General features: G+C 33.6%; 6 protein-coding genes. All 6 read right to left on the bottom strand.

The window, feature by feature from the left end; translation table 11 throughout:
• Positions 1–52: 52 nt before the first annotated feature.
• The 6 genes from argS to ACKI30_RS02925 all read right to left on the bottom strand — a co-directional run bounded on the left by argS (position 53) and on the right by ACKI30_RS02925 (position 15609).
• A complete protein-coding gene (gene argS / locus ACKI30_RS02950; RefSeq protein WP_295162025.1) occupies positions 53–1753 on the bottom strand; it encodes an arginine--tRNA ligase in 1701 nt (566 codons plus the stop codon).
• A gap of 16 nt (positions 1754–1769) precedes the next feature.
• A complete protein-coding gene (locus ACKI30_RS02945; RefSeq protein WP_292739146.1) occupies positions 1770–2195 on the bottom strand; it encodes a signal peptidase I in 426 nt (141 codons plus the stop codon).
• 4 nt (positions 2196–2199) lie between these two features.
• Positions 2200–3474: a glutamate-1-semialdehyde 2,1-aminomutase gene (gene hemL / locus ACKI30_RS02940; protein ID WP_407409753.1), complete on the bottom strand. Its 1275-nt coding sequence runs from the start codon at positions 3472–3474 to the stop codon at positions 2200–2202.
• A gap of 9 nt (positions 3475–3483) precedes the next feature.
• The gene (locus tag ACKI30_RS02935; protein WP_292738837.1) at positions 3484–4113 is read right to left on the bottom strand and encodes a cobalt-precorrin-8 methylmutase; all 630 of its coding nucleotides are present in this window, start codon (positions 4111–4113) and stop codon (positions 3484–3486) included.
• A gap of 410 nt (positions 4114–4523) precedes the next feature.
• Positions 4524–9812, bottom strand: coding sequence for a hypothetical protein (locus ACKI30_RS02930; RefSeq protein WP_407409752.1), 5289 nt, complete (start codon positions 9810–9812; stop codon positions 4524–4526).
• Positions 9813–10041: 229 nt separating this feature from the next.
• On the bottom strand, positions 10042–15609 hold the full coding sequence (locus tag ACKI30_RS02925; RefSeq protein ID WP_407409750.1) for a right-handed parallel beta-helix repeat-containing protein: 5568 nt from the start codon (positions 15607–15609) through the stop codon (positions 10042–10044).
• Between the last annotated feature and the right edge of the window lie 9 nt (positions 15610–15618).

The raw sequence follows: 15618 nt of genomic DNA, 5'->3' as shown, positions 1-15618 counted from the left end.
AGATAAAATAAGTTATTCCAAAAAAGAATTTAAAGATGAGTTAACAACTCATCTACATTTTTTCAGGTGCTGATACACCTAAAATATCTAAAGCGTTTTTAATTGTAGTTTTAGCTCTGTCAACCAAAATCAATCTGGTATCTTCAACATCGGAACCTATAACCTGTTCGGATTTGTAGAACTTGTTGAAGGAACCTGCTAAATCTTGACAGTATTGTGTGATGTTGTGAACCCTTTTCTTGTTGGCACAGTCCTCAACAACCTGTGGGAATTTAGCTATTTGCCTGATTAGGTCCTGTTCGGCTTCATCAGGAGTCCAGTCGTCAGCAACTTCCAAAGAGCTGATGTCCTTACCTGATTTTTGAAGCAATTTGTTTGCCCTTGCATGAGCGTACTGGATGGATGCGCAACCTCTTTCAAAGCTTAATGCCTCATCCCATTTGAATGTCAGGTGTTTTTCAGGGGAGAGTTTTGCAATGAAGAATCTGATAGCTCCGACACCAATCTCTTCAGCCATAGGTGCGATTTCCTCTTCGGACAGGTCAGGGTTTCTTGACTTGATTTCATCATGAGCCCTGAGGACAGCTTCATCGATTAACTCGTCAACTGATACGAATTTTCCTTTACGGGTGGACATTGAACCTTCAGGAAGTGTGATGAATTCATAGAATATTACTTCAGGAGCTTCCTGTCTGAATATTTCTTCAAAGATAACCTTAATCTGTTTTGCAGCTAATTTGTGGTCTGAACCAAGGATATCGAGTACTGTGTCACCTAAGGTAGCTTTGTACTTGTGGTATGCAAGGTCACGGGTGGAGTAAAGTGATGTTCCGTTGGACCTTCTGAGCACGAATTCCTTTTCAATGTTGAAATCGGTCAAGTCAATGTACAGTACATCGTTTTCCCTTGTAAATCCTTCCCTTTGGATGTAGTTTACAAGACCGTCGACTTCACCGTTTCTGACGAATTGTCCTTCCCATACGAAATCGTCATGCTTGATGTTCATTCTTAAAAGGGATTCCTTCATTCCTGAAATACATTTTGAAACGACATCTTCAAAGACCTTGTTGAGCTCTTCGTCAGATCCTTCCTCATATTTTTGAATCAATTCATCAACTTTAGCGTTTAAAGCCTCATCTTCCTCTACAGCCTTGTTTGCATCGAAGTATAATTTACCAATCTTGTGGTCAATCTTGTCACCTTCATAGTCTTCAATCTTAAGGCCGCATTCGGTTATTCCGCACACGATGATTGCAATCTGTCTTCCCATATCGTTTACGTAATATTGGGTGATTACATCTCTTCCTGCAAGTTTGAGGAGTCTTGAAAGGGAATCTCCGAAAATGGAGTTTCTGATGTGTCCGATGTGAAGCGGACCGTTAGGGTTAGCTGAAGTGTGCTCCAATACGATTTTTTCGTCGTATGCAGGAAGCTGACCATAGTTTTCATCCACCTTTTCAAGAAGCATTTTTGAGAACTTATTGTAATCGATAAAGAAATTCACGTAAGGTCCGAAGTTTTGGACTTTGGTGAAGATTTCCGGAACTTCAATCTTTTCAACTAAATCCTTTGCGACTTCCGGAGGGGAGGTTCTCAATTTTTTAGTGAGAGCGAAGGCAATGGTACTTGCCAAATCTCCCAAATCTGGATTTGGAGGGAATTCCAATTTGAAATCCCTGTCAATTTCTACATCATATTGATCTAAAGCCTTGTTTATAGCTTCAATCGCCTGTTTTTCAATTTCAAAATACATTAACTCACCTTAATAATTATAATCCTCTTAACCAGAGGGACAGATAACCAACTTTTGGAATGATGACCAAATTATCGCCGAATGTAACGACCTTTTCTGTTATTTGGTCTGCTTTAACATAATACGGATCAGGAGAACCGTTATTGTCCCCTTTTATTACATACATCGTGGTTCCATTGATGTCAACAATATTGATGACTCTGTGAATTACCGGCTGGTTATACCATGCGGCGTCATAAACGACCACATCTCCGACCTTGACATCCTTAGGGTCGAATTCATGTATTCCCAGAAAATCCGCCTTTTCTACAAGGACAATATCTCCCCTGTAGAATGCAGGTTCCATACTTCCTGAAACGACGACGTTCAAATGCTGAGCGGCTATCAGAACAATCACTAGAATGACTATGTATGATGCCACTTCCTTAAAGTCTATTTCCATTGTATTACCTTCTTCTTTTCTTGAATGCCTCACCGAGTGCAATTTCTATTGCATCTGAGGTCTTTTGAATGTCCTCCATTGTGTGTGCGTTTGAAATGAAATTGCATTCAAACTGGGACGGAGGGATAAATATTCCCTGTTTGAGCAGGGACTTGAAGTATCTTAAGAATTGTCTTCTGTCTGATTCCTGTGCATCAGCGTAATTGTATACCGGTGCAGGGTTGAAGTAAATCTGAAACATTGATGCAAGCCCGACAGGTTGGATGTTGTATTCCTCATCTTCGATGATGGATTGTATGTTTCCTCTAAGGAAATTACCTTTTCTTTCAAGCTCCTTGTAAAATGCATCATCGAGCTGTGTCAATGTTGAAATACCGGCCTGTACAGATACAGGGTTTCCTGAAAATGTACCTGCCTGATAGACAGGACCTTGAGGTGCAATCATTTCCATGATTTCCCTTTTACCGCAGAACGCACCCATAGGAAGACCTCCACCAACGATTTTACCTAAGGTTGTGAGGTCCGGAGTTACTCCATAGTATTCCTGAGCTCCACCTCTGGATGCTCTAAAACCTGTAATCACTTCATCAAAAATTAAAACTATATCATTTTCTTCAGTTATCTTTCTTATAAATTCCAAAAATCCTGGTTTAGGTTCAATACAGCCTACATTGCCCATAACAACTTCCATGATGATACATGCAATGTTTTCGCCTTCTTTTTCTATCAATTCAGCCAGGGCCTCTTCATCGTTGAACGGCACTGACAATGTATTTTTGGTTGTGTCGACCGGAATGCCCGCACTGTCAGGAAGTGTTGCAGCTCCGGAACCGCCCTTAACCAGCACATAATCGTGAGCTCCGTGGTAAGCGCCTTCAAACTTGACTATCTTGTCCCTTCCGGTGTAACCTCTTGCAAGCCTGATTGCACTCATTGTGGCTTCAGTTCCACTATTACAAAATCTCACCATCTCGGCGGAAGGGATTCTGTCGACAACTTCCCGAGCAAGTTTTATTTCGTTTTCTGTTGGAGTTCCGTAGGCAGTGCCGATGGTCAGCTGGTTGGAAACTTCCCTTACGACTTTAGGGTCGGCATGACCTAGAATTAAAGGTCCGTAAGCCAGACAGTGGTCGATGTAGGTTTTTCCGTCAACATCTGTAAGTTTGGATCCTCCTGCGCTTTTAACGAAAAACGGATAAGGCTTGAAAGCACGTACAGGAGAGTTTACTCCACCTGGAAAATAATTTTTAGATTCATTGAACAATTCTTCAGAATACATTATATCACACTATAAATGTTGGATTAATGAATTTACGCAAGCAACAGCAATCGGTGTTCCGCCTTTAGGCCCTTCAACAATGATGTTGGGAATATCGGAATTGTGCAGCGCCTCTTTTGAATCGGCTGCTCCTACAAAACCAACAGGAACTCCTACAATTGCCTTTAAGTTCATTTCGCCTTTTTGGTATAAATCCATAGCTTCAAAAACAGCAGTTGGAGCATTACCAGAAACAACGATTCCTTCAAAGTCGTTTGCCGCAGCATATCTCATTGCAGCCGCAGCCCTTGTGATTTGCTCTTCTTTGGCAATCCTAATTACTTCCTCATTTCTGATATAGCACTCAACTTCCCCTTCATATCTTGTAATCCCATATTTAACCATGTTGATATCGGTTAAAATGGTTTCCTTATTTTTTAGGGAATCCATAGCTGCATCTACAAAATCAGGGCTTATTTTAACTAATTTTGCATATTCAGGATCAGCTGTGGAGTGAACAATCCTCTCAACAATGTCTCTTTCGGCAGGATTTAAATCTTTGACATCATCTCCAATAAGGCCACGGATTATTTCCCTACTTTTGTTGGCAATATCCAGGCCTTGCTTAGTTGATGCACCCATGAACATTTTGTCTGTCATAAGATAATTTTTAAATTATATATATGTTAAATATTTTGTTTTTGAAAAAAATTCGCGAATTCTTTTATATTGAAGGTGAAATGATTTTTCAGATTTTAAAAAAAAGCATTGCATAACAGTCAATATCTATATTGCAGGAAAAAAGCCCTGCAACATGACCGTTAGATATTGAAAACTTTAATTAACTTATGATTGGAATCAAAAAATCACGACGATTTGGATAGTGGTTTAAAGCAAAAAGTGGTTAATAATTTTGATATTTTTACATGTAACCCATAATTATATCAATCGCATTTGACATTAACATCAAGGATTATTATTTTTTAAGTTGATTTAAAATGTGGATATACATCAAACTGTGGAATTTTACTTGAAAAAAAGAAAAAGTTAGTGAGATGGTTAGTCTCACTTTATTTGATTGTTATTTTTACGGATTTGCTTGCTGATTTGTAAGTGTCGTCACCGGCAAAGCTTACTTTAGCAGTGTATTTGCCTTTCTTAGTCAATTTAATGCTGAAAGTAGCCTGACCTTTAGCGTTGATTTTAGCGGTGTAGGTCTTGCCGTTCAATTTCATAGTCACTTTCTTACCGGACTTGAGGTAAGTCTTACCGTCAGCGGAAGATCCTTTGATGGTTTTTAAAGTAACTGTGTATTTTTTGGTTTTGGCAGTTGCCTTATATGACTTAGCAGCAGCACTGATAGTAATAGGTTTCTTGTTCACATGTATCATAGCAGATACGAATGTAGCGTTGTGTGTTTCATTACCCAGGAATACGAATGCACAGGTGTAATCGTTAGCCTTTTGAAGGTTAATCTGAAGGCTGGCTACACCGGAAACATTATCAGTGGTTTTATTGTGAACGTAACCGTTAATACCGAACTGGACCAAAGCGCCGGTGATAGGATTTCCATTGGCATCTGTTAAAAGAGCATTGAAGTAAGCTCCTCTTTCACCAGCCTTATAATCAACAGCATAAACATCCAAAGCAAAACCGCTAGTCACATTGAACTGAGTTCCAACTCTAACACTGGTAGGAGCAACATCCTTCATAGTAATTGAAGCGTTTACAGGATCAGCACCCTCATTACCGGCAAATAAGATATCCAAAACAGCATTAGGAGCAGCTTGAACTTTGAAAGCACCGTTTGCATCAGTAGTGACATTGGTAGCGTTTTCTCCGTTTAAAGTGTATGTGATTACAGCGTTAGCGATAGGATTGCCCTCATCGTCAACCAGAGTACCATTAACAGCCAAATCGGACTCAATAGTGTCGAAGTTTATGAAAGACTTGGTTGTTTTGCCCGCATTTGTGAAAGTCATATTGTACTCTGTATCGAAGTAATCAATGGTTCCATTGAAGAGAATTGTTAAAACACCGTTCTTAATACCTTTAACAGTGAACACACCGTTTTCATCAGTGGTTACGTTAGCAATATTTTCACCGCCGACTATGGAAGAGATAGTAGCGTTAGCAATAGGATTGCCTACAATGTCAACCAAAACACCAACAATACCCAAATCACCGGAGAGTCCGGTTATTGTGATAACAGAAGGAGTTCTGTAATCCATAGGATCAGCAGCAACGAAAGGATACATAGCTTCACTTTCATTGAAGATTACGTTTTTCTCATCATCAGTAGTAAACAAGTAACCGACAGGACCGAAAACAACAGCATAATCAAGAGCACCATTGTTATCAGCATAATCAGTTCTGATAGGAGCGTTTCCTAAGTAAGTAGTAGAGTTTTCGCCGTCAGTAACGTTTTTAATTATAGTTTGTTCGTCTTCAGAATATAATGTAATCCAAGTTTCTGGAGCGAATGAAGGATCCTGATTTTTAGGACAGTTTACATAATAAACAACAGGTGCTGAATTATTTCCCCAGTAATTGTCATTAAAAATACAATTAGGATGTGGACAATCACCACGGTTGTATCTATCAATAGCAGGAGCCGTATTAATAAATGCAGAGTTAGAAATCACAAATATTGAATTTAAACCATCGGTATACTCAAGATTTGTAGTCTGAGATTGTGCAATCATACTAATATTATTAAATACACATCCATCAAATGTGAAGTTTAACAATCCATAAGTATTGACACACCAAATATATCTGAAGTTAGTAAATGAAGAATTGTAAACTGTTATATTTTTTCCACCACTACCATATAAATATCCAAATGCAGCTAATTGATTACCTGCTCCATAACCTGACATGGATTCATATACTGGAGAACCATAGTTATTTATAACAGTTACATTATTCATATAAACATTAGATGAAATTACTGCAACAGCAGGATTATATGTGGAATCTGCTTCACCAATACCCCACTCTACTAAAGACTCATTATTACAATCATTGGAGATTAAAGTATTCTCAATTATACATTTAACTCCTGAAACTAATGTGAATTGATAGCCTGTAATAATATCCTTAATCACAGAGTTATTTATAACAACATTACTGCCAATACTACCTGTAGATGATGTAATCAATGAATTATTAATGTATAAAAGACCAGAAGAACCTATTAATCCTTTATTTTTACTAAATACGGAGTTATCAACTAAAATATTACCTTCACCGTGAATATTTGAAGTAAATTTAGTAATATTAACTGTATCTAAACATAAATTAGCATCTGAATCAACATAAATCGGATTGATTTTAGTATCCTCACCAGTAGCAGCCATATTCATAATAGTCATGTTTGAGAATACAACTTTATTTTTACCCATTGTTATTCTAGCAAAGGATGAAGTACCATTACCATCAATTATTGTTTTATCCATGCCTTCACCGGTTAAAGTAAGATTATTCATAGATGAAAGTATTAATCCGGTGTTTAAATCACCAGTGTAAGTACCTTCCATAATATGGATAACAATATTACGGCAATTTTTAGTTGCTTCGCCAACAGCATAGGAAATTGAATTGAATGGATTGTCTTTACTACCTGTTCCATTTTTATCACTGCCACTATTAGATACCCAGAATTCAACACTATCTAAAACTCCGGATAAATTAACCATAATAGTACCATTGTTGATAATGTTATTATTTCCTTTGTCAATATCACCGGTTAAAATGAAGTTGCCTTGTTCAAAACCAGCGTATTGTAAAGTTGATTGACTGTTAATGATTTCTGAAGAACCTGCATTAAATCCATCGATGATAAAGCTAAGTGAACTGCCACCAACTTGTGCACCACAAGGACCATAAACAGTAGCGTTAAAGTTATCGACTAAGCCAGTTACATTTAAATCGGAATAAGTAATATTTAACTCGATTAAATAAAGATACTCAGGTTTATCAAATCTTTGTTTGTCCAGATAGATATCATTACCGTTAATTTTAGCAATATTATTGTCGAATACTGAGTTAATAATGACGACTTTGCCTGCAGAAACAACATTTGGTAATAACAGAAGTGCACCACCATATTCATCTGCGGAATTGTTTGCAAATAGACAATTATCGAAATATGCTCCGCCAGCAAGAGTACCTACACCTGCTTTTGAAGCTGAATTGTTAATAAATCTACAATTTATGAAGCTAGAATTGACAAGACTGCCTTCACTTCCTGCACTGTAAAATACACCATTAAATGTAGCATTATTATTTTCAAAAGTGTCATTTTCAAAAGTGGATGTTGAACCTACCATAACTATAGCTATTTGGTGAATTTGATTATAAGTATCAACTAAACTATATGCATGGTTATTAGCATAATAATTATTTTTACTTTTTGAGAATCCTGAAATAACATATCGTGTTGCAGTATTATTAATGAATTTTGAATTTTCAACAATTATATTACCTGCTTGGAAAATTCCAGCATAATTTCTATCAATGAAAGAGTTATTAATAAACACTGAATTTGATATTTTTTTCTCTACAGTGGAAAAACTATCATAAAGATATATTCTTCCATAATTATTAGAATATGTCAAATTATCTAAAATAACATTGTTTAAAGTGTATCCATTAGTACTTTTTACAGTATTATTATCAAAAATACAGTCTTTTAAAAGCAAATTGAAATTACCTGTAATTAAGTTATTTCTACCAGTTGCTACCCCATTAATGAATTTTAAGTTTTCAACAGTTACTTGAGTATTGCGGACTAACAGGAACCAACTTGTATTATTTCCATCAATGATGGTTTCACCATATTTTTCACCAATGATTTGGAGATTACCTTTATTTGCGATAGTTAACTCAACATTATTAGAATCTGCTGAATAAGTACCTTCAAGCAAATGGACAATTACTTCAAAGGTATTTTCAAAACCAACATCGATTGCATGTTGAATGGTTGCAAACGGATTTTCTTTTGTACCGTTATTTCCATCAAATCCTTTAGGGGAAACCCACAACTCAACGGCACCAGGCAAGGTGACATTAGCAGTTGTGAAAACTTCACTAGTATACACGCCATTGGAAAGAGTTACATTATAAATACCGGTTTTAGGGATTGTAGAAAATATAATTGTAGCTACACCATTTCTTAAACCAGCAGAATAAGTGTAAGTATTTTCTTCACCGATGAAATTGAAACCTAAGCCTGCGCTAATAGGATTTCCCATATCGTCAGTGATATTGACCGGGACTGAAACACCGTTATTAATTTCATTAATACCTACATTAATAAGGGAAGTGTCCATTTCATAATTAAGATTATTCAATTTTGCACTATAAGCATCGACAAGAGAATAATCGAAAGTTGAATCAATGAATGAGTTATTTGCCCAAACACAATTATCACCTATAAGTGAAACAATAGTTGAAACGGAACACTCTACAAAGGTATTATTTGTCATTTCAATATTATTTGAACTAGATACAAGCACAACATATTGTGCATCTGAAACAATATTCTCAAATTTATTGTTTTTTACAATTGCATCATTTATTGGATTTATAGTACATGCTGCGCTACTATAACTGGATTGAGTGCCAATGAATGTATTGTTTTCCAAATATGCATATAACCCAAGGAAAGTTATTGCTCCATCCCCCCCTTCAGCAGAAGTTGAAATGAACTGTGAATTTTTCACAATTAAGTTATTGTCACCCATACTAAAAATAGCTCCACCATCTTCAAGAGATGTAGTGTCTTTAAAAATACAGTTTTCTACTGTTAAATCAGAATCTTGAATCATTAAAGAGCCCATAAAACCCATTAAATTAATAAAACTTATATCTTTAAGAATTATGTTGGATCCATATTCCAGCCATAAAAATCCTTTCTCGGATTCCCCATCAATGAAAGTTTTATCGGCACCTGCACCAATGAATGTTAAACTTCCACCATTATCACGGTGATTTAAATCACCTAAAAACAGGTATTCATCTTCACATGGTGAAAAGATACCTTGGCTTAAATGAATAACCACATCGTCAGAAGGAGAAACATCTTCCATTGCTCTTGGAATTGAAGCATAAGGACTTTGGGCTGAACCAACGTTAGAGTCATCACCTGTGTCATTTACATATATTTCTGTTACGTTTTTGTCATCATCATTGCTATCAGCAACAACGGTTTCTTCAGGACTTAAAGCACCCGGATCAATATTCAAATCCATTTCCGGAATAATTTGAACTTCAGGAAGATCACCTAAAGATGCCTCGTCATTTTGTGCAATAGTGTCCTCTGATACATCAGCTGCACTAACTACACCAATCATGAGAAACATGACAAAAAAAGAAACTAATATTAGTTTGTATGTCTTCATAATATTTTTACCTCAACAATTTTTTCTATATTAAAAATTAAACAAAATTTAATACATCAATATATATAAATTAAATTATATTTAAAATTAATTAAAATTTATTTTAATAAAAAATAACTTAAAAAAAATCAATAATATAAAAAAATAGAAAAATAATTATACAAATAAATAATTTAAGAACTTAAGATTCATTCTCTTTATATTTTTTAACGAAACCAATAAATAAGAAAATCCATAATAAAACAAAGAAAACATTAAATATTGAAATTTTTTCATTAGGGATTTCTTTTTTAACATCTTTTTTGATTTCATAAGATTTGGCTGAACCAGCACTTCCACCTTCAGATGAATAAGATTGCGAACTATCAGAAGAATCAGCAGCATTAGATGTCATTCCCACAGAAGCCATATCATTAACGCTGGAACTGTTAATTTTGCTCATGCTGTTTGGATTTACAGCATTTCCTTTAACTGATGTTTTGCTACTGCTTGATGAATCTCCACCAAAGTTTATTCCATTAAAGTTAAATCCACCTTTTCCATTACCATTACCATTTGAATAAGGCCAATTACCTGAAAATCCATAAGATTTCCCCTCATTAGGAGTTTCCTTTAATGACGAACCCGTACTTACACCTGAACCGGTTGATTTATCATAAGGGTCATAATTATGACTTTTATAATTATTATCTTCTTTATTTACTACAGATATTGCTACGGGAGCCCAATTAACCCTATCAGATAACCAAGTCCTATATCGCACATTGCTTGCTTTTCTAATAGAATAATCTGGTCCATCAACACTTCCCCACCAATTACTGCGCGCATCAATTATTGAATTGTCACCATAACCATATTTTGTACCTAATGTTTCACCATTTGGTGCTTTATTACCATAAATGTTTGAATTTTTAATTGCAAAATTTGTAGTTTCCAAAATAAAAGCACCACCATGATTAAGAGCAGCATTATCTGCAACAGTTACATTAAACATGTTCATGTTATTCTGATTACGTTCATAGATTGAATATGATGCATATTGGAGTGCACCACCATCACGAGCATGATTACTAATGATTTCTGTATTAAATACTTCTGAATTTCCAAAAATACTTAAAGCACCACCATATGCACCTGCAGTATTATTATAGAATTTGGATCCTACAATTGTAGAGTTTTCACTTTGGACACATAAAGCTCCCCCATCAGTATTGGCAATATTATGTTCAAATAATGAATCTTCAATATGTAATACTTTAGAGCTTCCAAATATTGCTCCACCTTCAAAAAATCTATTAAAGTAATCAAAGTATCTGGAAGGAGATATTAATAGCGTTGCATTTCCACAACGAGTATCTTGAGCTACATTATGTCTAAATGTTGAATTTGTAATAGTCAACTTTACATTTGCATACTTATGGTGTAAACCATAACCCAGATAATCAATATCATGATAACCGTAACGTTCTTCAATAGTGCTTGGAGTTGCAATTGCACCTCCGGTTCTTGCGGTATTGCCTTCAAACAAAGAATTAACTACAGTAAGTATAGAATTACAGAATATTGCTCCACCATAACCTGATCCCACTTCATTAATAGATAATGAGCCACATTGACAAACATATAGATATTCTTTACTGGTTTCTATTTGAGATCGTTTAATATAACAGTGGTCCAATGTTGTAATAGCCAGATTATCAATAAAGTAAGTATTATTAATGAAAAATCCTTTATTGGAGTCAGTGAAAATTGCTCCACCATGTACTCCAGTGTTATTATATATTAATGAATTTTTGATTACAGATTTGCCAAAGTCTGCCAATGCACCACCCTTATGGGCATAATTATCAAACAAATTGGAAGACTCAATGAATAAAGTTCCATAGTTAAGGATAGCACCTCCAAGCCCTAAATTTTTACAATTGTAACTACTCCATGTATCTTCAAACTTATCTTTAGTGAATACTGGATTAGAGTTATCGTAGTAAGATGATGAATTGTAAATCAATGAATTATTTATAAATAATATTCCTTTATTGTAGAACAATCCTCCACCTTCAACTGAAAAACCATTAAGTATTTTCAAGGCATTTATTGTTAATGCGCCCTCTTTTGTTATTTTAAATAGACGGTCACTTAATGCATCAAGATAGGTATTTCCTTCCTGATTAATGGCTGTTAATGTGATATTTTTATCTATAACTAAATTATTCTCCTTATAATATCCTGGAAGGAGATATATAATTGAACCGCTTAATGCATTTTGCAAGGCTTCTTCAATTGTAGAGTATGGATTTTCAATAGAACCGTTTCCGCTAACGCTAACATTCGATGAAACATAAATATCCGAAGGAGTGTTGTCACGAACAATACTATTGGATGCATTTACAGCACTATTTCCTCTTCTAAACCCATTGGATGAGATTAAATAGTTGTTTGTAAACATATTGAATGATAAATTGGCAACAATGGCATAATCCTCACCGCCAATGCTTGAAGAGATAATCTTATTAAACATTATCTTATTGTTTGATGATAGCTCATCATAATACATTACAGATTTTGTGAAATCACCATTAATTTGAATATTGTTATTTAAAAAATTATCATGAGTCGTGTTGATTGAATTATATGCGTGACTGTCCCCTGTAGCATTGGCAAATATAATGTTTGAGGATATATTATTATTGATTGATGAATTGGAATTAATTAGATTAAATGAACTGCCAGATACATTGAAATAATTGCAGAATAATGTAGTATCATTTGAATTATTAATTTTAATAAGACAGTGGGAAGTTAGATTATTAAATGTAAATGTAACATTATATGAACCATCAAATTCAACTTTACAATCCATGAATGAATTATTAGAAAGTGAATTATTGTTTCCAGAATTAATTAAAATTTCTGATGAAATGAATGAATTATTAGCAACAGTTATGCTAGAAACATTATTCAATTCCAATGTAGCATTTTTGAAAGCAAAACCTATAATATTCAAATCTGAATAGTTACCAGACAAAATCAAATAAGAGCTGAATTGATTTAAATGCTTATAAGGCTTGATTAAAATAGGAACATTGATATCCATAGTTTTGAAATTTGTGAAATTCTTAAATAAGATTATATCAGAAGTTTTAAATATATTATTTTTTATTGTATTATTACCATCAAAATAATAATCATAGTTATAATCTGCTATAACATAATTATTCGCTCTAAATCTATTGATTGTTGAAGAATCATTTGATAAAATCTCACAGTTATTCACATCAAAGATATTTTTTGAAAGACTGCTTATTCGTGATGACATTTTGACATAAACTGCAGCATTTCCTTTACCCAATGAATCAAATACAATCTTATCAGTTAAATCTTTACCAGTGACAATTATTTCATTATTGTTTATATTGGCTTGAGATCCATGAACTCCCACACCATAAATACCATTACTGATTCCTTTAAGATAATTATTAGAAATTGTTATTGAATCACTCATATAAAGCTCAATTAAATAACTCATCTCTTTTGAATTTAAAATTATATCATTTGAATCTATTTTAATGTCATGCGGCCTTCCAAATACATTAGCAAGTGCTATCCCATAAGCTGAATCATCACAAATCAGACTGATATCGTTTGATGATATCGTACTGTTGTTTAATGCATCAATATAAATCCCTTCACCGACGCCAGTTGATTTTATAAAAATATTATTGTGGGATATTTTGAAATTGCTTGAAAATCTTTTCATCAATTTAGATGTAGGTTCGGAAATAAAAATCCCATAGGTGTAATTGGCCAAAGATGTGATGAAAATATCATTATCAGCAATATTTGAGTCATGACATCCACCAACAACAGAAATAACATTGACATCAAAGATATCGGAAGCTATTGTTGTAAATTCATTATTGTTTACATTAACATTGTCAACACCATCTAAAATAATGCTGGATTTATCGAAATTATAAAATTTAAAATCGCTGATTGATGAATCACATGCATCACCACTGAAAGTAATGGAAACATTATATAGCAAATTGGCTTGCTTATTGCTGGTTAAAGCTATTTGGTCTGTAAAATGAATATCTTTATTTGATAAAAATGTGAAAAAGAACATTCTCTTTTGTGTAATGTTAAATTCATATGTTAAATAGCCATCTTCATCAAAGTAGTCATAGAAGTTATTATCATCAATTATTATAGTATCAGTATACTCAAGTACACCATTAATGTTATTATCCACTATACTGCCGAAATTATTATCTTCAAATGTTTCTTTAATATCAACATAAATAGGTTCAGAACTATTCGTTTCAATTATATTATCATTAAAGAGCGTATTATAAACATATCCTTTAATATAAAGTGCATAATTCTCACAAAAAATCCGATTGGATGAAATAGTATTATTATAAATTTTATATGTTTGTCTATCAATTGTAAGATAAACACCATCATTTTTTGTCGAAATAACATTATTTATTATTAAATTATTATTTCCAAAAATTCCAATTCCATCATCAACAGTAACATCAATGTTATTTTTAGAAATTGTAGTATTATTCCCATAAATAAAAATAGCAGTACCATATTTTGACAGTATAATTTTATTATTAAAAATTTTAGCATTATTCGCGCCTACAGAAATACCTGCATTAAGATTATCATAATTTATTTCGTTGTTTGATACTGTAATATTATTATTTTCTTTATTAGACTCATCGCCTAAAAGAATTCCAATTTCTTTTGAAGACCCAATTATTTTATTATCGGATATGGCAACCTGATTACTACTACTAAAAATTGAATAGGTACTGTTTATTATAGTGTTTTCCTTGATTAAAAAATTATATCCTTCATTTTTAATACCGATAAATCCGCCAATAACAGTGTTGTTTATAACACGAGTATTATTGGATTGGCATTCTAAAGCAAGAACATAAGACCAGTCACTATTGGAATTAGATTTAAAATAATTGTTTGTAATGTTATTGCATATACAATCACCAGCCCCCCGATAATCTGCATGACTAAATGGATTAAAGTAAATACAATTTGCAGTAACCAAGTTCCGATATGACATTATTTCCATCTTATTATATGAAATTTCATTATAATGACACAAACCCATTACCATAGTACAAGTAAAACCTGTCCTCAAATCATTGTATAAGATTCTATTATAGCTTGAATATCCCATTGGCATAGCATAACAGCCTTCTGCTTTAGCAATGCGAATAGTATTATTGTAAATATAGTTATAGCTTGAATTTGAAAACCAAATTCCATGTAATTTGCAAATAAATAAACCATCTTTGTAAATTTCTCCTTTGGTATTGTTAATTATTAAATTAGACACATTGGATCCGTCACTGCCCGCAACTAAATGGATAACACCATTAGTTATTTGACAATCAGAAGAAACAGGTATTATTTTTAAAGGTCTATCAATGGTAAATAACTTATTTGAAACATTACCTATTTTTAAGGTATTAATATTTGATACATCAACATCATCCTTAAACTTACCAGTAATATCATTGAAATATTTATCATAATTACTGTCATCTACAGAAACCTCATTACTTAGTTCTAAAACATCTTCAACAGTACCCTGAACTGAAATTGTTTCAGTTTGAACTGTTGTTAATGAAGCATTTTCCAGACTGTTGTCTGCACTGACAAATGACATGGAAATGAACAATACAATAAATATTGATATTATAGTAATTTTTCTCATTAACAACAC

The organism is Methanobrevibacter sp. (assembly GCF_045539575.1).
Taxonomy (GTDB): Archaea; Methanobacteriota; Methanobacteria; order Methanobacteriales; family Methanobacteriaceae; genus Methanocatella.
The sequence above is the reverse complement of the archived record's forward strand: the minus strand, read 5'-3'. Positions and strand labels throughout refer to the sequence as shown.